General features: G+C 32.9%; 20 protein-coding genes and 1 tRNA gene. 12 read left to right on the top strand and 9 right to left on the bottom strand.

Going from position 1 to position 25,602, the window contains the following annotated elements:
* Positions 1 to 894, top strand: coding sequence for a hypothetical protein (locus tag ABD935_RS15485; RefSeq protein ID WP_345193595.1), 894 nt, complete (start codon positions 1 to 3; stop codon positions 892 to 894).
* Between the two features lie 162 nt (positions 895 to 1,056).
* On the opposite strand, the gene ABD935_RS15480 is transcribed toward ABD935_RS15485, so the two are convergent.
* The 3 genes from ABD935_RS15480 to ABD935_RS15470 form a co-directional block, all read right to left on the bottom strand.
* On the bottom strand, positions 1,057 to 1,401 hold the full coding sequence (locus tag ABD935_RS15480) for a hypothetical protein (protein ID WP_345193593.1): 345 nt from the start codon (positions 1,399 to 1,401) through the stop codon (positions 1,057 to 1,059).
* Between the two features lie 793 nt (positions 1,402 to 2,194).
* Positions 2,195 to 2,653 (bottom strand): hypothetical protein, encoded by a 459-nt coding sequence (locus ABD935_RS15475; protein WP_345193591.1) that lies wholly within the window; start codon positions 2,651 to 2,653, stop codon positions 2,195 to 2,197.
* On the bottom strand, positions 2,616 to 3,158 hold the full coding sequence (locus ABD935_RS15470) for a hypothetical protein (protein WP_345193589.1): 543 nt from the start codon (positions 3,156 to 3,158) through the stop codon (positions 2,616 to 2,618). The genes ABD935_RS15475 and ABD935_RS15470 overlap by 38 nt, the downstream gene beginning before the upstream one ends.
* 497 nt (positions 3,159 to 3,655) lie before the next feature.
* Here ABD935_RS15470 and ABD935_RS15465 point away from each other — a divergent pair, with 497 nt between their 5' ends.
* The gene (locus ABD935_RS15465; protein WP_345193587.1) at positions 3,656 to 3,877 is read left to right on the top strand and encodes a helix-turn-helix domain-containing protein; all 222 of its coding nucleotides are present in this window, start codon (positions 3,656 to 3,658) and stop codon (positions 3,875 to 3,877) included.
* A gap of 7 nt (positions 3,878 to 3,884) precedes the next feature.
* Here ABD935_RS15465 and ABD935_RS15460 read toward each other — a convergent pair whose 3' ends face one another.
* The 6 genes from ABD935_RS15460 to ABD935_RS15435 all read right to left on the bottom strand — a co-directional run bounded on the left by ABD935_RS15460 (position 3,885) and on the right by ABD935_RS15435 (position 12,560).
* The gene (locus ABD935_RS15460; RefSeq protein ID WP_345193585.1) at positions 3,885 to 5,621 is read right to left on the bottom strand and encodes a hypothetical protein; all 1,737 of its coding nucleotides are present in this window, start codon (positions 5,619 to 5,621) and stop codon (positions 3,885 to 3,887) included.
* A complete protein-coding gene (locus tag ABD935_RS15455; RefSeq protein ID WP_345193583.1) occupies positions 5,618 to 7,693 on the bottom strand; it encodes a restriction endonuclease subunit S in 2,076 nt (691 codons plus the stop codon). The genes ABD935_RS15460 and ABD935_RS15455 overlap by 4 nt, the downstream gene beginning before the upstream one ends.
* Positions 7,686 to 9,110 carry a class I SAM-dependent DNA methyltransferase gene (locus ABD935_RS15450; RefSeq protein WP_345193581.1) on the bottom strand — a complete coding sequence of 475 codons (1,425 nt, stop codon included), beginning with the start codon at positions 9,108 to 9,110 and terminating at the stop codon, positions 7,686 to 7,688. Before ABD935_RS15450 ends, ABD935_RS15455 begins: the two co-directional genes overlap by 8 nt.
* A gap of 4 nt (positions 9,111 to 9,114) precedes the next feature.
* Positions 9,115 to 9,594 (bottom strand): hypothetical protein, encoded by a 480-nt coding sequence (locus tag ABD935_RS15445; protein ID WP_345193579.1) that lies wholly within the window; start codon positions 9,592 to 9,594, stop codon positions 9,115 to 9,117.
* Between the two features lie 6 nt (positions 9,595 to 9,600).
* On the bottom strand, positions 9,601 to 11,985 hold the full coding sequence (hsdR, locus tag ABD935_RS15440; RefSeq protein WP_345193577.1) for an EcoAI/FtnUII family type I restriction enzme subunit R: 2,385 nt from the start codon (positions 11,983 to 11,985) through the stop codon (positions 9,601 to 9,603).
* Between the two features lie 489 nt (positions 11,986 to 12,474).
* Positions 12,475 to 12,560 (bottom strand) — tRNA-Leu (locus ABD935_RS15435).
* A gap of 225 nt (positions 12,561 to 12,785) precedes the next feature.
* On the opposite strand from ABD935_RS15435, the gene ABD935_RS15430 reads away from it, so the two are divergent.
* The 10 genes from ABD935_RS15430 (at position 12,786) to ABD935_RS15385 (ending at position 25,521) form a co-directional block, all read left to right on the top strand.
* A complete protein-coding gene (locus tag ABD935_RS15430; protein WP_345193575.1) occupies positions 12,786 to 16,823 on the top strand; it encodes an FG-GAP-like repeat-containing protein in 4,038 nt (1,345 codons plus the stop codon).
* 516 nt (positions 16,824 to 17,339) lie between these two features.
* Positions 17,340 to 19,136 carry a ParB/RepB/Spo0J family partition protein gene (locus ABD935_RS15425; RefSeq protein WP_345193573.1) on the top strand — a complete coding sequence of 599 codons (1,797 nt, stop codon included), beginning with the start codon at positions 17,340 to 17,342 and terminating at the stop codon, positions 19,134 to 19,136.
* 257 nt (positions 19,137 to 19,393) lie between these two features.
* On the top strand, positions 19,394 to 19,555 hold the full coding sequence (locus tag ABD935_RS15420) for a hypothetical protein (protein WP_345193571.1): 162 nt from the start codon (positions 19,394 to 19,396) through the stop codon (positions 19,553 to 19,555).
* Between the two features lie 16 nt (positions 19,556 to 19,571).
* Complete coding sequence (locus ABD935_RS15415) at positions 19,572 to 20,117, top strand: hypothetical protein (protein WP_345193569.1); 546 nt, start codon at positions 19,572 to 19,574, stop codon at positions 20,115 to 20,117.
* A 753-nt stretch (positions 20,118 to 20,870) separates the two neighbouring features.
* Positions 20,871 to 21,209: a single-stranded DNA-binding protein gene (locus ABD935_RS15410; protein WP_345193566.1), complete on the top strand. Its 339-nt coding sequence runs from the start codon at positions 20,871 to 20,873 to the stop codon at positions 21,207 to 21,209.
* Between the two features lie 73 nt (positions 21,210 to 21,282).
* Positions 21,283 to 21,732, top strand: a complete 450-nt coding sequence (locus ABD935_RS15405) for a JAB domain-containing protein (RefSeq protein ID WP_345193564.1) — start codon at positions 21,283 to 21,285, stop codon at positions 21,730 to 21,732.
* A 15-nt stretch (positions 21,733 to 21,747) separates the two neighbouring features.
* Positions 21,748 to 21,945, top strand: coding sequence for a hypothetical protein (locus ABD935_RS15400; protein WP_345193562.1), 198 nt, complete (start codon positions 21,748 to 21,750; stop codon positions 21,943 to 21,945).
* A gap of 549 nt (positions 21,946 to 22,494) precedes the next feature.
* A complete protein-coding gene (locus tag ABD935_RS15395; RefSeq protein WP_345193560.1) occupies positions 22,495 to 22,866 on the top strand; it encodes a BfmA/BtgA family mobilization protein in 372 nt (123 codons plus the stop codon).
* Between the two features lie 14 nt (positions 22,867 to 22,880).
* Entirely contained in the window at positions 22,881 to 23,909 is a 1,029-nt protein-coding gene (gene mobB, locus ABD935_RS15390; protein ID WP_345193558.1) for a MobB family relaxase, read from the top strand.
* Positions 23,910 to 23,934: 25 nt separating this feature from the next.
* Entirely contained in the window at positions 23,935 to 25,521 is a 1,587-nt protein-coding gene (locus ABD935_RS15385; protein ID WP_345193910.1) for a type IV secretory system conjugative DNA transfer family protein, read from the top strand.
* The last annotated feature ends 81 nt before the right edge of the window (positions 25,522 to 25,602 follow it).

Genomic DNA, 25,602 nt, shown 5'->3' with positions numbered 1-25,602 from the left:
ATGTTAGACTTTGTGAAATTTAGAATAGAAGACAAAGAAGGTTTTGAAACCTTTGTTCAAGGTAATTCCTCTTTAGAGAAATCATATAAGGCTTATTCCAATGAAGATGGTGTATTTTACCCAATTATAGGTAAACTTCATAACATGGAATATAGAATTACTAGAACTGAAGCAATTGTGTCTGGTAGTATTCATAAGTTTTATAATAGTATAAATGGTTTTGGCTGTATTAATTATAATGATTTTAGTATCAAAGAGTTTTATTTAGCTATTGATTACCTATGTGATACATTGCTAATTGATAAAACGAAAACGACAATTACTAATTTAGAGTTTGGATTTAATATTATAATAAATAAACCAAGTAGTTATTTTATAGAGCAAAGTGTTCAGATGTATGACTTTCAGCCCTACGACAATCGAATTAAGACCAAAGCAGGAACTACATTTAAGCTTTTTAAAAAATCTGATTTTTCAATCAAAATTTATGATAAAGGGTATGAATCTAAATTAGAGCAAAAAAATTTATTAAGAATTGAGCTAAAAATTATTCAAAAAAGATTTTTAAACAAGATTGGAATAAATTCCTTAGACCAATTAGATGAACTAGCTGTTTCAGCTTTATTTAAAGCCTTTGTAGAGCGTTATAATAAAATGTTAATAGTAGATTCGATTTCCGCATGGAATGCTCTTGAAACTCACGAAAGAGCGTTTTATGAAAACTATACAAATCCAAGCTACTGGGTAATGTTAAGAAGCACCAAAACATCACAGGAAATCAGGAAAGATAAAAAGAGAATTATGTCATTTATAAAAAGGATAGGTTATGATTCACATAAAAATCAAATATTAGAATTCATCTCTACTAAATTCAATCAACTGGTTACTTCATAATACAATAAACTCTTACATTATGTAGTTTTATATCAAATTGCTAACTATAAGACATCTTACATTCTTACAACTGCACATAATCTAATAGTTACACCTACTCAATCTTCAGCCTACCATTCAAAATTTCAGCTTTAAAGATTAGGGCAATTATTTCATTCAACTTCATTTATTTTTATTGTGTGTAATTACTTTAATAGCTACAAGTTTTTGATTCTGAACTGTTGTTACTGCTCTTGTTGAAAACATACTGGTAAACTGATAAGTTAGTATAGCGTATTCTTGTCCATGGGCTAGTAATGAGTGATTTATTTCGGGTAAATACTCATAGTTATTTAAAGATTTTTCCAGTTTAAAAAAAGTAGAAATTCCATCAATGTTCCTGTCGTATAATTCTCTTTCATCATAAACGATATTCGTTAAAATTTGGTCATAGTCAATATTGTAGAAAACAAATTCTAAGTCTAAATAAATCTTAAATAGTTTCTTATTCGGTATTGTGATGTCCATAAACGTTTAATTGTGTTACTTGTAAAACTTCTTATTATTGGCACGTGCTATAAATTATTATTAACGTCTATCATTTTTACAACCTACCCATCAAGCTCTCTTTTTAGGCTTTTTTTATTAAATATGAAGAATTTAAAATACAGTCCTACGTGCGCCTATTACATAAAGGCTTTAATGGCTTTTTTTTAGCTCGATTCTCTTTTTAATATAGATTATCAAAAATGTTAATATAAAAGCTGGATATAGAATACAAAAAACGACTGCATTAACCTCGTAATAGGATACCCCTAACAAATTAGCTAAATTGATTATAAAGTCTCCACAGTATGCAAATATTTGGTTAACTAAATCCATCATAAGGTCTTTTTTAAAGCTTTAATTTGATAATGCATTTTTATAGACTTAACCAATAAATAGAACATCAATAAAGGAATTAGAATCACTAAGAAAACGACATTCATAAACTGATAATTATTTCCCGAATGCAATATTTTTATCATGCCAAAATAGATTGGGTCGATGTACTTGAAATAAGGTTTGGCAAACTTGACATGATAAGCTTTACAATGGCTAGTAGTTTCTGTGTAGCAATACCATGAACATTTATCTAATTCAGGCTTAAACGAGTTAATAGCTTTAACTCCCCTTAACTGGAACGGTTTGTTTTTAATAGTAGGTCTTACCGATTCATTTACCGCCACCATTATTAAAAAGGGCAATAACAATAAGCACAGATATAAAATAACTCTTTTCAAATCAAAATTAAATATTGGTAAATGGGTTAACTGAGAGTTTATCCTTTAATCATTTTCAACCTCCAATGGTTTAGAATACTAGCTATCTCAAAAAGTTCCTTTTTTTCGGACTGTTTAATTAGGTTTTGAAGTTCTGTTACGATTTCATCTGGGTTTTCAAAATAACCATATAAGTCTCTTTTACCTCTCATTAAGTCATAAATCCATTTGGTCGTTCTATGCTCTATACCAACTGCTTCCCACTCCTTCTTTTTCTGCAATAGCTTTTCATCATTGCTATATCCAGAATTTACATGACTTATTAGTTCATTCCTCTGCTGATAGCCTAGTTTGTGCTGTTCTGATGTTAATGTTTTATTTTCTTCTTCTAAAGCTATAAAAACCTCTCGAAGTTGTTTTTGGTATTCAATATTAACCATAGTAACACTTAAGCCCTTTTTTAATTTTTTGATAGATTTTCTATTGATATTTCCGCTTACTTTTACTAGCCTCTGCATAAGAAGTATAAGCATAAACATCTCGTGTTATAATTTTAGTTCTATGCTTTTTTAATTCCTCTTTAGTTTGAAAATCCCTAACTTTATTTAAAACGTTTGATTCATATTTAGAATCTATTAAAGGATAATGTATTTGTTTATATTCATATTCTGCTTTATCCAATAATTTATACTTTTCATCTTCATTATAATTTTCTATTTCAATAACCCCAGTTGTGAAGGCTTTTTTATCCCATACTACAAAATCATAGCCATCAATTTTATCGGTATATGAGCCTCCTGTTGGAGTTGGCACTTCCATATAAGTAGGTTCAGAATGTTCTAATCGAGGGGATTCTAACTTAAAAACTACATAAGCAAACTTCTTGTTTTTTGCTTTTTCTATTTTATCAGGTTTTGATGCAGAATTATTTCCCCTTATGTCATCGATTCTTTTAACTTCATTTTTACAAGAAAGAACCATTAACACAACTAACAATACAGGCAATAATTTTGAATTTTTCATTCTAATTTAAATTTTATTTTGTTCATAACGACTACAATTATTGACAGGAAAAACCATAGGAATAATATATATTGGTAATCATTAAATGTAGCCTTAATATAATATGGTAGTTTATTTCTATAGGCATTAAAATCTCCGCCATACATCAAGTCTTTGACTTGATAGTTTAAAGAAGAATTTTTGAACTGGTGGTTGGTAACAATACTACCTAACTGGCTGTTAAATTGTATTCCAATAACCCTATCAGTGCCGTATTCGTAAGCGGAATTAGTTTTATTTTCTGAATGATAACTAAATGTTCCGAAATTTTGCAGAATAAATATCAATCCAAATGATAGAACTAGGCATAGTATAATCCTGATAATTATTTTTTTACTTAATCTGATTTCCTTTTTAGAATCCATTCCTCATTTTTATTAATCCGAATATTACAAAAATAAATTGATTTAACCCCTCTAGGGGGTCGATGAATTTGTTAAAATGGGCAACATTTCGACATGTTGTCAAAAAAGGAAGAACAAGAGATTTTAAATAACATTGGAGAAAGGATTAGAGTATTGAGAATTGAAAGAGGCTTAAGCCAATTTCAATTAAATGTGGATGCTGACCTATCCAAAAATCAATTAGGAAGGATAGAGCGTGGAGAGCGTAACGTTAAGATATTAACGCTCTACAAAATTGCTAAAGCATTACAAGTTGAAATATCAGAAATCCTTTAGCTTTAATTTATTTAACAGCTAATCTTCTAAATGCTTTTATTATTTGAAATATAAAAATTCCTAAGAAAAGTCTATGTAATAGGTCTAGGAAGTAAAGCCAAGTAGAAACATTTTCACCGTAAGTTACTGAAAATCTTCTAGCAGGATTAAACATATTTGCAAGTGTTGAAAGATTGTCAACAAATACTCCTTTTATCAAAGAAAAATCAGCAAACGGTAAATCAAAATCATACCATAATTCTTTGGTAAATAGTGGCAGACTTATTCCGTAGCATACTATAGTAATACCAATTAATAAAATAAGTGGTTTTAACCAATTTAGACCATAATCATTAGTTCTGCTAATAGCCATTATAACTTTATCACCTAAATTATAATTTCCAGAAGCTTTAAGTTCATTGCGGTATGCTTGCATTTCACGAGCTTGAAACATAAGGTTGTCTATCTGATTTCCGCTTGATTTTAAAGTGTGCTTTATTTGTCTATATAATTCTCTCCTCCTGCGAAAGCCTTGTGCTGCTTCATTTTCAGGTGTTGTTATTCTAATTTTGCTATCATCAAACCAGTTAACATTTGAAGCCTCAATTCCATTAAATGACACATTACTGATATCAATAAAATCAAATGAGTTAAAATCAAACTCGTTGAACCTTGTTAATCCTAAACTACTATCATACGCTATTATGGAAGAATCAGGGTCTTCTTCTGTTTTAAATAAAGTGTTTTCAGCTCCGCTCCTTTCAAAAGTAATATCGCCAGAATTGGAAAAGTCAATTAGCTGAAGCCTTTTAAAGTTAATCCTTTTGAAAACAACCTTCAAATTCTCATTCATTCCAGAAATCGAGGTTTCAAATATTTTCCAACCAATAATTCTAAGAATTCCCTGAAAGTTCGGAGATAGTCTAAGAGTTAAATTCTTTAATTCTTTACTCATTCCATCAAATTCAAATCCTTCAATAAAGTTTGCTTCTGAAATGTAAATATTATCTAAACTTGATTCATGGTTTGTCCCTGTGTCACCCCTATTTTCTAGTTTAGCTTTTTTTTGGAAAGTATCACCATGGATGTAGATACTTTCTATTCTTGAAGATTTTATTCCAAATTCTTGCTCAAAAACATTTTGATTAAAGGTTAGACTTTTGTTCGTATCTACATTCCAAAGTTTAACAGAACCTTGAAATGTAGATTTAATAAAAGCTAAATCCAATTTAGAAGAAACAATGCGACAATTGTTTACTCGACTTTTACTGATATTTAAGGAATATAGATTTGCTCCTTTAACATCTAAAAGCTTTGATATTTCACTGTTCGATATTCTAAAAGCATTCCCTGTAAAAATAGAGTCTAATATGGATAGAGTGCCTATCGAGCTTTCATTTTCTATTGCAACACCTCTATTAAATAGACAACCTTCACTAAACGTTAAAAATTCAGTTTTACATTTGTTAAAAAGGATACTGCAATTATAAGGGTTGTATAGCGTGTCAAATTTATCTGTAGAGCAAGCTCTAAAAATGATTCCTTTTTTAAATTCACAATTGAAAAAGGCTAAACCAGAATTTAATTCAGCGGAGTAAATAGTAACAAGTTCTTTGAAAACTGTATTTCTAACAACTCCAAAGTTCCAATCAACATGTTCTCTACCAATTGAAATTTTGGAATTGGTTTCAAAATTACCTTTTTGCAAGGTATCTTTTTTAAGTCTATCTATAAACTGTGCTTGATTTAAACCTGTGCTAATCATTTAATCAATTTTTTATCCCATCCTAAATCTTTAATTAGAGTAATCATGGCAAAGGTTTCAGATTTGGTAAACTTATCAGCTTTGGTTTTATAATCCCCTTGTTTTATCTCCCAATTTTCTAAATACCTGTAAATCGTATTTCCTAATAATGACTTAGTGTCTTTAATAGCTCTCCATACAGTATTTAATAACTCTACACGGTCTGTAGAACCACTAATTAAAGAGCTTTGATAAACTTTTATAAGCTCATCTATAGATTGTATAAATAATGCATTTTCAGGGGCGTTTAAAGCTTTTAAAACCTCTTGTTGTTTACTTGATTTAACTTCCAGAATTTCGCCTACATCCGTTTTTACTTTTCTTAAATAGGGGTTTTTATCTAAATCGTCCGAAAGTTGATATGAAAACTCTCCATAATGAGATTTCTCGAATGTATATGGAATATCAACTCCAAAAATATTCTTAAGATTAGCCGATGTTTTTTGAGCATAAACTTTACCACGTCCAGAACCCAATCCCAATTCTGTTTTTTGAATAATCATGGCTTGTTGAAGATTTGCTACTTCAGCAATGGTTTCTAAATTTGGAAATAAAGCTTCTATTACATCATCACTATTTTCTTTCTGCTTTGGATTAAATACTTCTTGTAAGACTGCTTGTATCAGTTGTTCTGCCTGTAGCTTACTCTCCTCAACCTGTTTTTCTAATTGGTCGCAATGAGTCATTAACTCATTTACTTTTGACACTATAGCTTTTTGCTCATTCAAAGGAGGTAATGGTAAAGGTATTTGGTTTAACCTTCCTTGATTTAGCTTTATTTGCATAGGCGGTTGTCCATTCAAATATGGGCTTAAATCAATAGAGTTAATATATATAGCTAAATATGCAATAGTTACTTTATCGAATGAATCAACCACATGAGCATGATTATTTACCCAATATTTACCTTCAGCAAAATATGCTACAGGTTTAGTTCTTCTAAGTAGATTGCCGCCATCTTCAGCAATAAGTAGTAATCTCTCATTAAATAAGAAATCATCTATATGGTCTATAACACCTTGTGCGCCATAATAGTCATATGCTCCTTGTCTTAATGCACGTTGTGCTTTAGACAATGGTATTCTTTCACCATCTCGATTAATACAAGACTCTAAAAATCTACACCACTCCCAGTAATCAGGTAATTCATAAGGAATTTCATCTTTAGTAACAGGGAGAAATTGTTTTTCCTTCTTTATTTTTTTCTTGGCAATAAGTTGTTCTTTTTCATTTTTAATTCGCTTAAGCAATTCAGAGGCAGATTCTAGATTGGGGTTCTTTTTTCTCCAGTCAGCAGTCAATTTGCCTTGAACTGCTTCTTGAAGAATACTTTGACGTAATTTCGAGATTTGGTCAAATTGGTCGATTGCATTAATATTTATGGTTTGAATTTTAACTCCTATCTCTTGAAGTTCAAGTATTTTATTTTCAATTTCTTGATTAAAGTATATTCCTGAAACGCATTCATCTTTCAAGTCATTAAAAAAGCTAACGATACTTCTCTGAAATCTCTTATCTGGAAAAGGAAATTTTAGAGCCTCAATTTGCTTATTACTTACATTTGGTTGCGCTCCGCCATAGCCTAAATTTTGAACAATAGATTGAATTCCTCTTGCCAACCAGTAAACATATTCACTTTCAAATTCATCAGGGTTTAGTACTTCAAATTTACCTACTCTTTGGTTCAAGTATAATTTACCCAATCCTTCTTGAACAATTGCTAGTTTACCAATTGTTCCTCCTGTCATGGCTATAATAATATCTCCTTGATTAAGTTCGTATCGTTCAAGAGATTTGCCTTCCTTATAATATTTAACAGAACTTAAATCAATCTTTTCATTATTGAAATCAGATATTCGAATTATTGGCACACCAGATTGAATATAGTCTCTACTTTTAAAAGCAAAACCTCCAACCATTTTTATATGCTCACCTAGAGGTTGTAAGTCTAAAGATTTTGATAGTTCATCATTCATTATCTTGATATATTTATCAAGATTATCATAAAACACATTTAGATAAATATTATTCATTTGCTACATGTGTTTTAATTTCATTAAGAAGATTTAGGCTTTCACTAAGACTAACTTCAAGCGATTTAATAACTTCTTGACTTGAATAGACCTTGTTCTCTTCAATAATATTGGGATTCTTTATATCCAGATTATAGCCCCTTTTGGCAATCTCATCAATAGAAACTTTCCAAGCTAATTCATTTTCTTTTCGCTTGTTCCACCATGCTTTTTCCTTGTCAAACTCCTTGATTTTTATTGGCTTACTTTTATTATAGCTTTTTTGACCTTCTGGGTAAGGATGTTCATAATACCAAATCTCTTTTGTTGGAGTGCCTTTCTCTAAAAAGAGTAAATTAGTTTTTATACCAGTATATGGGTTAAAAACTCCATTGGGAAGTCTAACAATAGTATGTAAATTACATTTGGTCAAAAGCTCCTCCTTTATTCTGGTTTTAACACCTTCTCCAAATAAAGTGCCATCTGGCAATACAACAGCGCAACGCCCACCATCTTTTAACAACTTTATAATTAATGCTAAAAACAAGTCTGCTGTTTCCTTTGTTCTGAATTTTTGAGGAAAGTTATTTTCTGTTCCGTCTTCCTCTGTACCACCAAATGGTGGATTCATCAGTATAATGTCCACACGGTCTTTTTTACTCCAATCGCTATAAGGCATGGTTAACATATTATCACGTCTTACAGCAGGTAAATCAAACCCATGTAACATTAAATTTGTGGTGCATAATAAATGAGGTAAGGGTTTCTTTTCTATCCCTCTAATAGACTTCTGCAAAACGTCTCTTTCCTGTGGAGTATTCACTTGTTTGCGTACATGCTCTATACTACAAGTTAAAAAACCTCCTGTACCACTAGCCATGTCCAAAATAGTTTCGCCTAATTGGGGGTTAACCATATCAACCATAAATTGTGTAACAGCCCTTGGAGTATAGTATTCTCCAGAAGACCCTGCGCTTTGTAGTTCCTTTAAAATAGTCTCATATAAATCATTAAAAACATGTCTATCTTTACTGTTATTAAAGTCTATTTTATTGATGATATTTATAACTTGACGGAACAAAGTTCCATTTTTCATGTAGTTGTAGGTATCCTCAAAAACCGATCGAATAATATTGGCTTGTGGGCTTTGTATATTTAATTCTTTTAGGGTAGGGAATAGGTCATTATTAATTAACTCCATCAAAGCATCACCAGTTAAACCTTCATCATCACTAGCCCATGAATCCCATTTTAAACGGTCTGGAATAGGGCTTTGATAACCTTCAACGGTTAATTCCCATTCTTCTTCTTTGTCTGCAAAAATCTTTAAAAAAAGCATCCAAACCATTTGAGATATACGTTGTGCATCACCATCTACACCTGCATCTTTACGCATGATGTCTCTTATGGATTTTATATTTGTTGTTATTTGTGTCATTTGTTTATATTATCCTTGTTCTACTATTGCCCTCTTCAATAAGCTCTGAAATCCTATCATTAATTCCATTATTGTTATAGATAGAAATAAGTTCATGTAAAATTTGGTCTCCTGATAATTCTACTAATACCCTTTCTTTGTTGACGAAATTTAATAGTAAAACAGATTCTGAATAAAATATTAATTCTGAATCGCTTACAAAAAAAGACTTACTAAAAACATCTATTCTTTCAATAGTCATCTCACCTAAATCAATAACCCCACCAATATCTGGAAAACTAATTCCTTCAAAAATATTCATTGAAAAAGTTTGATAAGGAATATATTCAAACTCTTCATCTTCCACAAAAAGAATATTTAGAATTATTCGTTCAACAGGTTCAGATAAATCAATTAGTATTCCTGAATTAGTGAAACCAATTTTGGAGCTAACACCAATTAAACTTTGAAGTTTATTAATTATTTCATCTTGAATTTCTATCATAATTAACTAAGCTCCAGTATTATAAATTTCTTGTTCCAATTCTAATAAAGCTCTATCGAAATCCCGTTTCTTACCAAAAGCACGTACTAGTTCAACTGGAGAACCCATATCAATTAACGGCTTAACTTTAAGTACTCCATTATCTTCAATGGCTATAACGCCTTCATTTTCATATTTATCCAAAAGCTTTTCTATTACTTGCCTTGCTTGTTCTCCATACTTTCCAAAATAGTTTCTTTTACGCACATTATTGGCACGTTCCTTTCGGGTTAATGGTGGTTGGTCAAACGCAATGTGGCAAATGAGGTCGAAGACATCCATGTCATTTCCAATTTCCTCTTTTAATGCTTCATATAAAATACCCTGTTCTGCTAGTTCTTCTAATAGTTCAGATTTTTTTGGAGAATTTCTCCACTTGATTATAAAATCATCTAGTGAGGCAAAATTTGCTTTAATATTATCTTTAGTGTAATCTTTTAGAGATTCAGTAATAAGCTTGCCATCCTTACCATAATATTGCACTCGTTCATGGGCTACTTCAACTTTAATATTATTAACGTAATATTTTCTAGGCTCACTATCCTCGTCATCAATATCAATATTAGGTAGGTTTCCATCTGGATAATCTGGTTCATCGTCCAAGGGAGACCATTCTTCACCATCAATAATTCCTACTTCATCTTCATCTGGTGGTATAACTGGCTGTTCTGGTTCTGGCTCATAAATTTGAACTGGGTCTCCGTCAAAATCTGGGTCTGCAAAATGATTTGTCGCCTTTCTGAAATCCATGATAGTGAAATACACCTTTCCATCATCTTCCCTTATTCGTGTACCACGCCCAATAATTTGCTTAAATTCTGTCATAGAATTTATATTGGATTCCAAAACGATACATTTTACCATCTTAGTATCTATACCAGTTGTAAGCATTTTTGAAGTGGTTGCTATTACTGGAAATCGTTCCTCTACATCAGTAAAATTATCAAGCTCTTGTTTGCCTACTTCATCATCTCCCGTAATTTTAACTACATATAATGGATGCTTAGCTACCAAATCGGCATTCTCATTTATTAAAGCAATACGCATGCGGTTAGCATGGTCTATATCTGTACAAAAAACAATGGTCTTTGCATAACGGTCAGTTCCCTTTAAATATTCAGTGATTTTTTTGGCAACCAATTCGGTTCGTTCATCTATGGCTAAAGTGCGGTCATAATCTTTTAGGTTATAGATACGGTCTCTAATCTCATTACCATATTTATCAATCAAGCCCCTAGTGGGTCTCCAACCTTCATCAACCGTAGTGGATATTCGGACTACTTTATATGGTGCTAAAAATCCATCCTCAATACCTTGCTTTAAAGAATAAGTATAAACAGGCTCTCCAAAATATTCCATATTTGAAACATCCTTAGTTTCTTTTGGAGTTGCGGTTAAACCAATTTGAGTTGCACTACTAAAATATTCAAGCACTTCTCTCCATGCAGATGCTTCCGATGCACTCCCCCTGTGACATTCATCTATGCATACCAAATCGAAAAAATCTCTGGAGAATTCTTTATATACATTCTTTACTTCTTCATTTCCAGTTAAACCTTGGTAAAGAGCAAAATATATCTGATACGATTTATCAATCTTACGATTTTTGATTATATGCATGATTTCGTTACCAAATGGTTTAAAATCTCCATTCTTGGTCTGGGTCAATAAAGCATTTCTATCAGCAAGAAATAAAATACGTTGAAATCGTTTTGATTTCCATAACCTCCAAATAATATTAAATGCGGTATATGTTTTTCCTGTTCCTGTAGCCATAACTAAAATAAGCCTAGTTTGACCTTTAGCAATAGCTTCAACAGTTCTATTAATAGCATTCTGCTGATAATATCTAGGAGACATGCCTCTTTCATCAATATGATAATCTTGTTCTACAAGTGTTCTGGGTTCTACGTCCTTTAGTCCTTTGTATTCTAAATACCGCTCCCATAATTCTTCTGGAGATGGAAAATTATCAAGTGATAGTTCAGTTTCTATCTTGCCTTCTTTAATTGTTTTATCATGAAAAACAAAACTGTCCCCATTAGAAGTAAAAACAAAAGGTATGTCAAGTATTTTAGCATATTCTAAAGCTTGTTGCATTCCATGCCCTACAGACTGATTATTGTCCTTAGCTTCAACAACAGCTATAGGTTGACTAGGTTTGTTATAAAGAATGTAATCGGCACGTTTTCGCTTCCCTCTTGTGTAAAGTTTCCCTTGAACAATAATACGCCCATCTGTAAATGAAACCTCCCTACGTAATTGGGTATTTTCATCCCATCCTGCTTTTTTAATTGCAGGAGTAATAAACTTGGCGCATATATCTGTTTCGGATAGTGTTTTTTTATTCAACTTCGATTATCGTTAGCATTCATAAGGGAGATTCAAATATAGGAAAAGTAAACTTATGGAATATTTAAATCTATTATAAAGGTGTCAAAAATTTGAAAATTTATTTTTTTTGATTGATGCTTCCAGAGGACACAACATACCCAGAATAGAATCGCACCCCCTGTTCCAATATTTTCGGATAACGCCCATGTTAAAAAATAGACTTTTTGATTCGCAGATTTTCTAAAAACCAATTCACAATGATTTGAAGTTTTTTTTGGAAACTTTCATTTAACTCGTTTCGTTTCAGATTATTTGATTCAAAAATTCTTATATTAGCAATGTTGTTAGATTTTAAGAATTATCAAGCGTTCTAGACATTTACTGGAAATCTGCAAATCTTCGTTTAAAAAGTGATTCAAATATAATACTAGGGGTGTTTTTGGGGGAATATGAAAATTTAAAAACCCTGAAATCCTTTATTGATAAGATATTCAAGGTTTTTGACTGTGCGCACGAGAAGATTCGAACTTCCACATCCTAAAACGGATACTGGCCCCTCAAGCCAGCGCGTCTACCAATTCCGCCACGTGCGCTTAAATAAGGGCGTAAAAATAGAAAAAGTTAAGTTATAAAGCTTAATTTTTTCTATTGAAAAGATTTAAATGATGTATTTATAAATGCAGGGATATAAATATTTTAGATATTATACCAATAAGAAATAGTAAAATCTATTAAATTGTAAATAAAGAATTAATATCAAAGAGCTTATATTTATAGGTTTCTAAACAATGTCACAGGAATATTGTAATTATTATAACATGAAAGCTAAAAAACACTTAATTTATACTTTTACCATTGCTAGTATATGTTATCACTCTCTTATATTTTCTCAAAGCTTTACTAGAATTGAAAATCAGGCAGGACTTAATAGGTTATATGAGAATATGGGGGTTTCAGTTGCCGATTATGATGGTGATAACGATTTGGATTTGCTCGTAGTCGCTAAGACCAAAGACGAACGTGGGGTCGGAACAAGTCATAGTAAACTATTTGAAAATAATAATGATGGCACTTATACAGATGTAACTGTAAGAGCAGGATTGTCTAATTTACATCCTTTTGATGATGGTCACTTATCAGATCCAGAGAATAGGGTTGATGATTCATATGTAGATTATAAATGGGGTGCTTCTTGGGGAGATTATGATAATGATGGAGACCCAGACTTGTTTTTTACAAATAGTTATAGAGTTCAACTTTTTAATAATTTGGGTAATGGTAGTTTTAATGAAGTCACCGTGAGTGCTGGGTTTAATGCTGTGAATAACTGTTTCAATACTTCAGCTCTATGGTTTGATTTTAATAAAGATGGTTACTTGGATATTTTTATAGGAGACTATCAATCTAGTTGCTCTGGAAATAGTTTATATAGAAATAATGGTAATGGTACTTTTACAGATGTTTCTAATTTAATTGGTAACGAAGCTGGCTCTCGGGAAAGTCTGTTTACTTTCATGGCTATTCCTATAGATGTAAATAATGATGGATGGTTGGATATATATGTGTCTAATGATTTTGGAGATAATAACCTTTATATTAATCAAAATGGTACAGGATTTTCTGAACAGTCTAAAGCGTATAATTTAGCTGAAAACTATTATGGAATGGGAGTATCTGTGGGCGACTATAATAATGATGGTCTTTTTGATATTTACTTATCCAATATAAAAACAAATTTACTCTACACAAAAGATATAGGTGATAACTATATTGATGTAGCAGCATCACAGAAAGTTACAAATGGAGGTTGGGCTTGGGATTCCCGTTTTGCTGATTTCGACTTAGATTATGATGAGGACTTATTACTTGTTAACGGTTATGTAGATCAGAAAAATTTTAATGTCTACTTTGAAAATTTATTAAATGAAGGAAAACAAGAGTTTTTAGATCAATCTGATGAAACTAATATTAAGAATCTAACATATAGTATAGCGACTGAAGTTTTTGATTATGATAATGATGGCGATTTAGATATTTTTATTACCAATAGAGATGACAAACCTTTCTTTTACAAAAATACAGTCATAGATGGCTCTCAGCCCGATGGTATACATTGGTTTAAAGTGAAATTAGAGGGAAAAACATCTAATAAAGATGGTATAGGAGCCTCAATATCTATAACCACAAATAGTGGTATTTATCACAGATACTATCATGGAGCTAGTCTTTATGGACAAAGTTTACAGCCAGTACATTTTGGAATTAGTACAGATACAGAAATTGAGGAAATAAAAATTACATGGCCATCTGGACAAATAGACACTTACATGAATTTAAGTGTAGATGAAACTATTTTAGCAGTAGAAGGACAAGGTTATCAAATGTTGGATATTGAGCCTGCTACTGTACTTTCAGGTTGTACAGACTCAACTTCTTGTTCCTATAATCCGTTAGCTATTTTAGATGATAATTCATGTACATATTTAGAGCCAAAAACCATAACTGGAAATGCAAACTCAAAGTTTTTAAAAACTGAAACGTACACATATCCTTTAGCTACCGAAGCAACAATTAATTGGCAAGTACAAGGGGGAGAAATAATTGATGGTCAAGGCACAAGTAGTGTTATTATAAAATGGGGAGTAGAGCAATTTGGAGAAGTTGTAGCAAAAGAAGCAGATAACGTATGTTCTAGCCTTCCAGTTTCTTTAATAGTTAATTTAGAGGAAGGATTGTCATTTTTTGATCAAGATTTTTCTGTTGCAAGACTTTGGAACGAGGCTCTGTTGAATGCTATTCGAGAGGATTACGCAAGACCAACCGTACATGCAAGAAACCTTTTTCATGCCAGTATTGCAATGTATGATGCTTGGGCAGTTTATGATGATAATGCTAAACCTTATTTAACAGGAAAAGAAGTAAATAGTTTTAAAACGGTATTAAAGAAATTTTCTCCCGCTGAGGAGTTGAATGCGTCAAGAAATAAAGCTATAAGCTTTGCAGCATACCGTTTACTATCCCATAGGTTTCAGGAATCTCCAAATGCTAAACAAACTAAAGACAGGCTAGATTTGTTAATGAATGTATTGGGTTATGATATAAATTATACATCAACAGATTACGCTACAGGAGATGCAGCAGCTATGGGGAATTATATAGCAGAAGTTATTATTAATTATGGGCTTATAGACGGTTCGAGAGAATCCAATGCATATGATAATGCTTTTTATCAACCGCTTAACCCACCCTTAGCACCAGAAATTGCTGGGAATGATACAGATATAGATCCTAATAGGTGGCAACCTTTGTCTTTAGATGTATTTATAGACCAAAGTGGCAATTTAATAGCTGGAGATACACCAGACTTTTTAAATCCAGAATGGGGTAATGTTTTTTCTTTTTCATTAACTGAAGATTCAAAATCTATCTATCAACGCAATGGAAATAATTATAGCGTGTACCATGATCCAGGAACCCCACCATATTTAGATTTAGCAATGAACACATCAGCTAGTGACGCTTATAAATGGGGAAATTCATTAGTTTCTATTTGGAGTTCTCATTTAGATCCAACAGATAATGTAATGTGGGATATCTCTCCAAATGCTATTGGGAATATAGAAAGCAGTTCATTACCTAGGAGTTTTGATGATTATTCCACTTTTTATAATTTATTGGAAGGTGGGGATATTAGTAAAGGATATTCAATTAACCCAGCTACTAATGCTCCTTACCAAGAACAATTAGTGCCACGAGGAGATTATACTAGAGTTTTGGCAGAATTTTGGGCAGATGGACCAGATTCAGAAACACCCCCTGGACATTGGTTCGCCTTGCTAAATTATGTAAACGATAATCCTCTTTTAGAAAAAAGACTGTCTGGTGGAGGAGACGTTTTAAATCCTTTAGAGTGGGATGTTAAATCGTATTTCATTATGGGAGGCGCTATGCATGATGCTGCTATTTCTGCTTGGAGTATTAAAGGATGGTATGATTATGTTAGACCAATTTCTGCTATACGGTATATGGCGGATAAAGGTCAAAGTACAGATGCTTCTATAGACAACTATGATCTTGCGGGAATACCATTAAGACCAGGCTTTATAGAAATTGTGGAAGAAGGAGATCCTTTAGAAGGCAGGGAAAATGAAAATAGAGGAAAGATAAAACTTTATACATGGAAAGGGCATAGCAGTATAGGAGATACTAATGTAGATCAGGCAGGAGTTGGTTGGATATTAGCCGAAAATTGGTGGCCATATCAACGCCCTTCTTTTGTAACACCTCCTTTTGCTGGTTTTGTATCTGGACATTCTACATACTCTAGAGCTGCAGCAGAAGTAATAACTTTGTTAACAGGTGATGCTTATTTTCCAGGGGGTTATGGCGAATTTATAGCTAAGAAAAATGAGTTTTTGGTATTTGAAGAAGGCCCTTCAATGGATATAAAATTACAATGGGCTACCTATCGTGATGCATCAGATCAATGTAGTTTATCTAGAATATGGGGAGGCATTCACCCACCAGCAGATGATATTCCTGGTAGATTAATAGGAGAAATAGTTGGAGTAGATGCATTTTATCTTGCTGTATCATATTTTCAAGGAAAAGAAAGAGAAGTTGACGATAATGAAATAACTATATTTCCTAATCCATCTTCAGGAAATATATTTGTGTCTAACACCAATGAGGCAGATACGTTTATTTTGTTTGATATAACTGGAGCAAAATTGGAAATAAGCACAGAATATAATACATTATCTAAGATTACTACTGTAAAACTACCTTCATCACTTTCGTCAGGAATGTATGTTATTAAAGTAAATAATTCCTCAAAATTTATAATTTTAAAATGATTTTGGTTTCAAAGAAATAAAAAGTAAAAACGAAATAGAGGCCTTAAAAATATAAAACCTCTTTAAATTTTATGATTTAAAGAGGTTTATTGTGACCGGGCTGGGGTCAGAACCTTTTGCTCTAACACCAGTATTTATAAGTCTTCTGCTAATTTTCACAGTCGTTGTTGACGAATTGTGAACCTTGCTGTAATTTTAAATATGTCAAATTAACTTTCGTTACTGCAAATATATATAATTTGAAGTTGTCATTTTATTTATTAGTTTTTTTTATTAAAGGAATCTTAATTCTTTGTGAAATTTAATTGATACAAGTTTTGTTAAAAAAACCATATAGGAAATAACATATTCATACAATATTCCCGAAATATAAACTCGCAAAATATTTCTCGGAAAAGGGACGGCATAAAGCCATTCCTTTATCCACTGCTTATTTATTCCGTTTCCTTTTGAGCAGAAATTTTGTCTTCCGTTTAGGTTCTGCAAAAATATTGTTTAATCTAAAATTTAAGTATTATGACAACAAAAGCAAGTACCACAAGTAAAAACGGAAAGGCATCAGCCACCATTAAAAATGAAGTCAAGAAGAAATTGACTCAAGGCGCCATTGGACTTCAAGTTCAAGAATTACCTATAGGAAGGATTATTCCTGACCCAATGCAACCAAGAAAAACTTTTAACAAGGAAGCTCTAAAGCAACTGTCTGAAAGCATCGAAGAACACGGTGTCCTACAACCTATTACCGTCCGAAAATCTGGAAAGGATTACATCGTAGTAATGGGTGAGCGTAGGTATCGCGCAAGCAAATTGGCGAAAAAGAAAACCATTCCGAGTATCGTTAGGGAGTATGATAATAATGATATTCTGGAAATTCAAATTATCGAAAATCTACAGAGACAAGATGTTGAACCTACCGAAGAAGCTGAAGCAGTTGCTTTCCTAAGTGAAAGATATTCGCCAACAGAAATTTCAAAACGGTTGGGAAGAACAGAAAACTTTGTAAGGCAACGTTTAAAATTAGCCGGTCTAATTGAAGGTTTTAAAGTGTTTGTTCGTAATGGCGAAATGACGATTTCGTTAGGAGTAGGTGTTGCACTTTTCGAGCCAGAGGAACAGCAGATGATGCTGAAAACGATGGGTGAAGATTTTAATGCCAATCAAATTAATCAGATGATTAAAAACCAGACCTACGATTTGGAAAATGCACCTTTTGATTTAGTCGATGAAAAATTGATTACTAAAGTTGGTGCTTGTATAACATGTCCGTTCAATGCAATAAATCAAGGTAATTTGTTTGGCAATGGTAAAATGATGTGTACAAAATCAGCCTGCTATGAAACCAAGAAAAGTAAGTCATTTTTGAACTTGATTGAAAAATCGAAGAAAGAGAATGTTCTGTTGATTCCTGAAATACGCAAATATTGGGCAGATGACGAAAACAACCAGCTCATTATATCACAATTGGAAAAAAATGGATTGAAAGTCTATCTTCTGGATGATGTTGAAATAATCGAAGAACCGATTAAGCCTACAATGGAAGCAATTCAGACTGAATACCAGCATTACGACTATTCTAAAGATGAGCTGAAAGCTGAACTTAAAGAAGCTATTCAGGATTACAAGGAAGAATTGAAAACATATAATTCCGCAAAAGAAAACGGATTTGTAAATGGCATTGTGTTTCATCCAAAAACCTATGTGCACAAAGTAATTTTTGTGAAAATTGTAGAAGATTCAAAAGCTGAAAATTCTACATATTCAGAACCGTTGGCCAATAGAAAAATGGCAGAGTGTTCGCCAGAGGAACAAATCGTTAAAATAAAAGAAAGAGAAATTCGTAAGAAGCACATTGAAAACAACAAGCAGTTTGAAGAAGTTGTTCAAATGATTCGTGAAACCGATTATATTGAAAAGAAGAAAGCACTTTCGGTAGATGAAATGGTGGCTTTCTCATTAACGGTATTTGAAAATAATGTAGACTATGTAGGTCGACAAAAACACTTTTCAAAATTATTGGGCAACACATCTAAAAAGACCGATGTGGAAACTGTCGAGAACTTCAAAAAGAATTTCAAAAAGGAAACCTTTTATAAGTTGATTCGGTACATCCTAACCAAACAAGTACATTTTGGCGAAAGCAATCACGTTAATAACTTGACAAACATTTCATTCTACAATGCAATGCAATGGTATTATAAAACCAAAATTGCAAATATTGAAAAGGAATATGCAGAAGAGAGAAACAAGCGTGAAGCACGTTTGAAAGAGCGAATAGGAAATCTTGAAAAGAAAATTCAGGAATTAAACGATTAGCTTTTGTTGTTGGAAGTAAGGGTCGGCATTCGTGCTGGCTCTTGTTTTTTTATATAGTGCTTCATAGAAAAGGGTAAGTAGAACCCTATTCAATCAATATCAGCGCAAAGGTAAACCCGTAAAATACACCCATCAAAAGACTACGGCATAAAGCCTTCACACCATCCACGCTTATTTATTCCGTTTCCTTTTGAGCTGTGATTTTAGCTTCCGTTTAGGTAGTGCTTAAATATTGTTTAATCAAAAACTTTAGAATTATGAAACAAGTATCTGAAAAACCCAACATGTCATTACAAGAAGCAGAAGAGCATTATCGAGTAAGTAGTGAAAATTACGATGTCGATAGTGGAGAAAACCATTTGGCTTATTACAGAGATAAGCATCCTAAGGTTTATCAAGTACTATTAAATAGCGTTTAATATATAATCTCACATCATGGAAAATTTAAAATTAGTTCAGCTCGATTTCGGTTTTGAATGTAAGCCGATATCAGTAAAAGAAAAAGTAGTGAAAACAACTAAAAAGGATAAGAACGATTTCGTTTTCGACTTTATGGATTGCCTTGCGAGTCCAATTATTGTTTTTAAATCCGCATGGCAAGATACCATACCAAAAGACATTCTCGGTAGAATAAAGTTATCACGAATAATTTGCTCAATGACAGGAGATAAAATGGCATCACTTACTGAGACTTTAGCTTATATGATGCCAAGAACCTATGAAGCACCCATGCAAACAGAATGGGTTAATATTTACACATGGCTAGGACTTCAATACGCCATGCAGACTAAAAGTAAAGACCAATTAGAAGCTATGATTGAAATAGCACCAAAAGAACTGTCTGATTATGAAAAAGGACTTTTAACCAACCTTAGAAAATGGATTTATAATAAGCGGAGAAAAGCTCTAAAAGGTATTTTGAAAAAGAATAAAGTTTCAAAAAACGATGGTATTTTGGATATTCAAGAAAAACTGTTTTAAAAATAAAAATTCAATTTAAAGAGGAAATTTATCTTATTATCCCATTCAGCACATTTCCTTCCATTCCGTAAAAACTACATCCCAGAAAAAGAGCTTCATTAAAATAAGTCTTGGACCTAATCCACACTTTTGACTTTTCATTCCGTTAACCCTTTCCACTTATCTGGAAAGGTAAACCTGTCCTGAGCGCAGTCGAAGGGCTTCATTCCCAAGTAAAAAGCGTGAATCAAGTCCGCTTGATTTGAACATGTATTAAAATAATAATCGGAAATCCAAACCCTGAATTTTCCAAACAGAATCACTGGCAAAGCCTTCTTCGGGCTTTGCTGGCTAATTCTTAAAAAATCCAGGATTTGTCTCAATCATTTTAAGGGGTTTATAATAGATGACGCCTTTAATTGTTTTTCGGGGCATCGAAAACAGGCAGGGCATAAGCACTTCTAATTTTAACCCACTTACTACACGCGCTTAACTCCTGTACACACGCTTCGCAAATGCGTTAAAAAGAATTGCTAATGCCCTTATGGAACTTGTAAAGACCAAGCAAGTTTTAGAAAAAAATAAGGGTTCTACGTCCTTGAAAATCCAAGGATTTTGCGACGTCGCAGACACTCCTGATTTGTGTTCTAAAAGTCTTGACAAAACCCACGTCATCTATGGTGCGTAGCACGAAAGAAATCGAACAAAACACCCCTTAAAATTTAATCTGTTTTAAATCCAATAGGGGAAATATTAATCTAAATTTTTTAAATCATGAGCACATTAAGAAACAAAGTACAGTTAATCGGAAACGTTGGTGGAGAGCCAACCATTGCAAACTTGGAAAGCGGTAAAAAAGTAGCCCGCATATCCATAGCAACCAATGAACATTACAAAGATGGTAAAGGCGAAAAGCAAACCGACACCAATTGGCACAGTTTAGTGGCATGGGGAAAGACCGCAGACATCATTGAGAAGTATGTAACCAAAGGCAAAGAAATTGCCATTGAAGGCAAATTGACTTCAAGAAGTTATGAAGACAAGGACGGTGTAAAACGCTATATAACTGAAGTAATAGTGAGTGAAATATTACTACTAGGAAGCGCAGAGTAAACAAAAAGAAAGAGGGTGTTACTTTCGACAGACACACCCTTTTTTTTATTATTAATCTCTAAAGAAAATAACAATGAAAAGCAAAGTTAGCGAAATAAAAATAAGTTACCGAGAAAAGTTAGGCACATCCAAAGCACTATCCATTAAAAGTTCAAAAGATGCCGCTAAGCTCATTTTTGAACAGTGGAATCAAGATACCATAGGATTTCAAGAAACCTTTAAGGTATTGCTATTGAACAATGCCAATAAGATTAAAGGAATCTATCAGCTATCAACGGGAAGTATTACAGGAACAGTCGTAGATATGCGTATTTTATTTGCCGTGATTATCAAAACTTTATCGGTAGGAATCATTTTATGCCATAACCACCCCAGTGGTAAAATGAAACCTAGTGAAGTGGATAAACAGCTTACTAATAAAATCCAGAAAGCAGCGAAATTGTTTGATGTGAATGTTTTAGACCATCTCATTATTATTCCAGATGGTAATTATTACAGTTTTGCCGATAACGGACTCTTATAATTTAAAATGATAATCATGGTCTATTTGAATTATAACAACCTCGATGCAGAAACCCAAAATCGTTTGCTTCAACATTCTAAGAATGACGTGGAGCAAAAATTTGGTAGCGACCTTAAATGCTATGCCAAGCAACAGCATTTGGATTATAATGCGCTATTGGAAGAAGAAGCTATAAAGAATTTATACAACTACCAATATGTGTTTAATATTTGATTGTTATAAATAACATGAAACCGTAATAAAAAGCCTTTGAGGTTTTCAAAGGCTTTTTTATGCCTAAAAATGTCAAAAGCTTTAAAAAAACAACTAGAGAATTTCAAAATCTGACGTCTTAAACTTCCATTTTTTAAAACACCATATGTATTGCTATCAATTGATACCATTTGAGTTCAATACTCATTTTCGATTTGCTTCTGAAACGCTTATATTTAAAAGGGGTTGTTACTTATTTTAAGTCGATGTAGGTTTCTTGATTTAACAAATAATAAAACAACATCAAAATAAAAAAATAGCTCATTGGTAGTCCCAAAAAAGCGTATCGTTGAAAACGATGGGTTTGGAAAATTATGGTCCCTACGGGACAAAATATGGATAAGCAAGAGGGTAACCCGCTCCGCGAGGTTATTTTTATTTAAAAACGCATAATATACTGAAAATCAATATGTTAAAATATAATATAAAAATAGAGAGAGCAGTTTTGGATTCATTTTTAAAGTAAAAATGCGTTCAGCCCAATAAAACCAACAAGTTTTTAGAGTAAAAATGGATAGAGGACATGAAAAAGAGGCATTTACTACCATAAGTTTTAAATGTGCAACAGCTAAAAAATTTAGGATTTTTAGTAAAAAAATGGGAGCGTCTAATTCGATGACTTTGTTGCTCATGATAGAGTTTTTTGAAAGTAATGGCATTTCTCCAAAGGAATCTATCGGTCCACAAATGCAAACTCTGGAGAGCCTGATTAAAAAAAGAATTAATGGGGTGATTGCCATCATGAAAGACATAGAGAAAAACCAAACCAAACCTACAGTCGCCATGATGCAATCCTTGTTTAAAGAAGCAGAACCTAAAAACAAACCCTTGCTTTTGGTAAAGGAGCCTAAAAAAAAGAAGCAATCAATACTTAAAAAATAGTAAAAACAAAATCTATGTATATCAGTATTTCAGCCCAAACAATGGGCAGCAATTTTTCGCAAAGTGTTTCAGATTTTGTGGAGTATTTGGAGAAGGAAAATCAAGGTCTCGTGCTTGAAGAACGTGAGCATTTTTTTAACCAATATAGTGAGGAGTTCTCAGCTAAGGAAGTCATCAAAGACATCGATGGTAATACTGCAAAACTCAAAAAGAAAGAGCCTAAATTTTATTCCATTACCGTAAGTCCAAGTCAACGCGAATTAAAACAATTACAGAATAGTAGTAAAGATTTAAAGCACTATACGCGTGAATTGATGAAAGACTATGTCACCGCTTTTAATCGAGAAATCAATGGCAAGCCTATTAATATCAACGACATTAAATATTATGCCAAAATTGAACACACTAGGCAGTATAAAGGTACAGATAAACAGGTTATGGAAAATCAACCTTTTGCATCTAAAATCCTAAAACTAAAACAGGATATTAGAAAAATTGAACTAGGTACTTTGGAAGGAAGCGTCAAAAAGAACGAGCAGGAAATAGCCAAACTGGAGCGGAGTGCACCATACCAACTAAATGGTAAACGTATCGTTCAGGGCATGAACAAGGGAGGTAACCAAAGTCATATCCACATTATTGTGAGTCGTAAGGATGCGTCTAACTCAGTAAGTCTATCCCCAGGAAGCAAATACAAGGCATCCGATGTCATGATTGATGGGAAATTAGTAAAACGAGGCTTTGACAGAGATACCTTTTTTTCAAAAGCAGAACAGACCTTTGACAAGACCTTTGCATACAAACGCAATTATGCAGAATCCTACAAAGCAAAAAAAGCATTTGTCAAAAATCCCAATGCGTATTTTTCAACCTTATTGGGATTGCCTACCCATGAAAAAGCCTTGGCTTTCAACATTCTTGGAAAGGCAGGCGTTCCAATAGTTGACATTCCAACCAATCAAGTACAGCTCGCCCTAAAAACTATTAGAACCTTAAAACGTGGTATTGATATCGCGATAAAATCAGGATCCATTGGGATTTAATCATTCAATTAATAATATAAACACCATGCAATCTTTTAATCTCCCAACCATCTTACTGATCCTATTCACAGCATCTGCTCTTTTTTATGCACTATACAAACTGTCCAGATATGCTTTTGCCCTAAATTTATTATTGCTTCTTGGTGGTTTTGGAATTCTTTTTTTTACTGCTTCGACATTTCTCAATAAGACAGCCTTAACTGTGGGATGCCCTTTATTGCTTATCAATCTACTTATGTATGTCTTTCTGCATGAAAGAGAGCGTACACAGCCATCCGAAAAAATGTATCAGGTACATTTCAAACTAGAGCGAGATAATCTGGTCATCCAAAATATCAAACGTGGCGCATCTATTATTGGGGCAGCGGGAAGTGGAAAAAGTGAAAGTGTGGTTTATAATTTTATGCAGCATTTTAGTGAACATGGATTTTCAGGAATCATCCACGATTATAAGGATTTTGAAATAACCGAAATGGCTTATCCGCTTTATAAAACGGAAGACATTCCTTTTTATATTATTTCTTTTGATACCATATACCATCAGGTCAATCCCATTGCAGCAAGGTATATGGAAAATGAAGAAAGTGTAAATGAAGTATCACGAGTTCTGATGGAAAATTTATTGGAACAAAAAGAATCGGGAACAAATACTTCAGGTAAGTTCTTTACGGATGCTGCTGAAGGGATTATAGGCGGGCTTATCTGGATTCTCAGAACCAACCACCCGGAGTATTGCACGCTTCCGCATTTAATTGCTATCTATCAATATTTGGATACGGACAGCCTCATTACGCTTTTGGAATCTGATCTGACCTCCAAAGGGATGGCGAATGCCTTTATTAGTGGAAAAGGTTCTGACCGCCAAACGGCAGGAGTTAAAAGCACGCTATCCAATGCTTTAAAAAAGATTAGTTCAAAACAGGCTTTTATGGTTCTATCTAAGGACGAAGTGCCTTTGGATATTAATGGACAGGAAAAACCAGGGGTAATCTCAGTGGTCAATAATCCTAAATTGGAAACTGCTTATGCGCCATTAATTGCAGCGGTGATGCATACGATTATCAAACAAATGAGCGTGCGACACCGAAAGCCTTCTTTTTTACTCATGGAAGAAGCGTCGACCATTCGTCTCTTGAATATGCAACGTATTCCTGCTACACTACGAAGCTACAACATAGCTACTATTTATGTAATGCAGGACAAGGTTCAAAATGATATCATGTATGGGGATAAGGTAAGTAAAGCGATATTAAGCAATCTATCATATCAATTTTTTGGAAAAGTGAACGACCCAGATACTGCGAAATACTATGAGCGCTTTTTTGAACTTATTAAAATGAAAACCACTAGTATCAATAAAGGACATAACCTAAACTTTGATACACGAGTGACGAAAGGCGAAAAGGAAGTCTCAAAAGTACGAGCAGATATTTTCTTTAAACTCAAACCAGGAGAGTTTATAAGTTTTGCTGATGGCAATGACCAAAGAGTGCAATTTAAGCTTCAGAATATTACAAAGAAATTACCAAAGGCAAAAAATTATTCAAAGAAAGACATTAAAAGGAATTATAAGCGTATTCATCGCGAGGCGCAGTCGTTATTTAATAATTAATCAGAAAAACTGATTGGTAGTAAAGTCATAGAATCATTATATTTGATTTAGTTTAAAGTCTTTCAAATACAACTGTAAATT

Source organism: Algibacter agarivorans, from assembly GCF_039543245.1.
GTDB lineage: Bacteria > Bacteroidota > Bacteroidia > Flavobacteriales > Flavobacteriaceae > Algibacter_G > Algibacter_G agarivorans.
The sequence above is the reverse complement of the archived record's forward strand: the minus strand, read 5'-3'. Positions and strand labels throughout refer to the sequence as shown.

What these genes read in the sequence shown, in the direction of transcription:
- ABD935_RS15485 (WP_345193595.1), top strand. Translation starts at nt 1, where the DNA reads ATGTTAGACTTTGTGAAATTTAGAATAGAAGACAAAGAAGGTTTTGAA.
- ABD935_RS15480 (WP_345193593.1), bottom strand. Translation starts at nt 1,401, where the DNA reads ATGGACATCACAATACCGAATAAGAAACTATTTAAGATTTATTTAGAC.
- ABD935_RS15455 (WP_345193583.1), bottom strand. Translation starts at nt 7,693, where the DNA reads ATGAATAATATTTATCTAAATGTGTTTTATGATAATCTTGATAAATAT.
- ABD935_RS15460 (WP_345193585.1), bottom strand. Translation starts at nt 5,621, where the DNA reads ATGATTAGCACAGGTTTAAATCAAGCACAGTTTATAGATAGACTTAAA.
- ABD935_RS15475 (WP_345193591.1), bottom strand. Translation starts at nt 2,653, where the DNA reads ATGCAGAGGCTAGTAAAAGTAAGCGGAAATATCAATAGAAAATCTATC.
- ABD935_RS15470 (WP_345193589.1), bottom strand. Translation starts at nt 3,158, where the DNA reads ATGAAAAATTCAAAATTATTGCCTGTATTGTTAGTTGTGTTAATGGTT.
- ABD935_RS15410 (WP_345193566.1), top strand. Translation starts at nt 20,871, where the DNA reads ATGAGCACATTAAGAAACAAAGTACAGTTAATCGGAAACGTTGGTGGA.
- ABD935_RS15425 (WP_345193573.1), top strand. Translation starts at nt 17,340, where the DNA reads ATGACAACAAAAGCAAGTACCACAAGTAAAAACGGAAAGGCATCAGCC.
- ABD935_RS15430 (WP_345193575.1), top strand. Translation starts at nt 12,786, where the DNA reads ATGAAAGCTAAAAAACACTTAATTTATACTTTTACCATTGCTAGTATA.
- ABD935_RS15400 (WP_345193562.1), top strand. Translation starts at nt 21,748, where the DNA reads ATGGTCTATTTGAATTATAACAACCTCGATGCAGAAACCCAAAATCGT.
- ABD935_RS15405 (WP_345193564.1), top strand. Translation starts at nt 21,283, where the DNA reads ATGAAAAGCAAAGTTAGCGAAATAAAAATAAGTTACCGAGAAAAGTTA.
- ABD935_RS15415 (WP_345193569.1), top strand. Translation starts at nt 19,572, where the DNA reads ATGGAAAATTTAAAATTAGTTCAGCTCGATTTCGGTTTTGAATGTAAG.
- ABD935_RS15420 (WP_345193571.1), top strand. Translation starts at nt 19,394, where the DNA reads ATGAAACAAGTATCTGAAAAACCCAACATGTCATTACAAGAAGCAGAA.
- ABD935_RS15465 (WP_345193587.1), top strand. Translation starts at nt 3,656, where the DNA reads ATGTTGTCAAAAAAGGAAGAACAAGAGATTTTAAATAACATTGGAGAA.
- ABD935_RS15395 (WP_345193560.1), top strand. Translation starts at nt 22,495, where the DNA reads ATGGATAGAGGACATGAAAAAGAGGCATTTACTACCATAAGTTTTAAA.
- ABD935_RS15385 (WP_345193910.1), top strand. Translation starts at nt 23,935, where the DNA reads ATGCAATCTTTTAATCTCCCAACCATCTTACTGATCCTATTCACAGCA.
- ABD935_RS15445 (WP_345193579.1), bottom strand. Translation starts at nt 9,594, where the DNA reads ATGATAGAAATTCAAGATGAAATAATTAATAAACTTCAAAGTTTAATT.
- mobB (WP_345193558.1), top strand. Translation starts at nt 22,881, where the DNA reads ATGTATATCAGTATTTCAGCCCAAACAATGGGCAGCAATTTTTCGCAA.
- ABD935_RS15450 (WP_345193581.1), bottom strand. Translation starts at nt 9,110, where the DNA reads ATGACACAAATAACAACAAATATAAAATCCATAAGAGACATCATGCGT.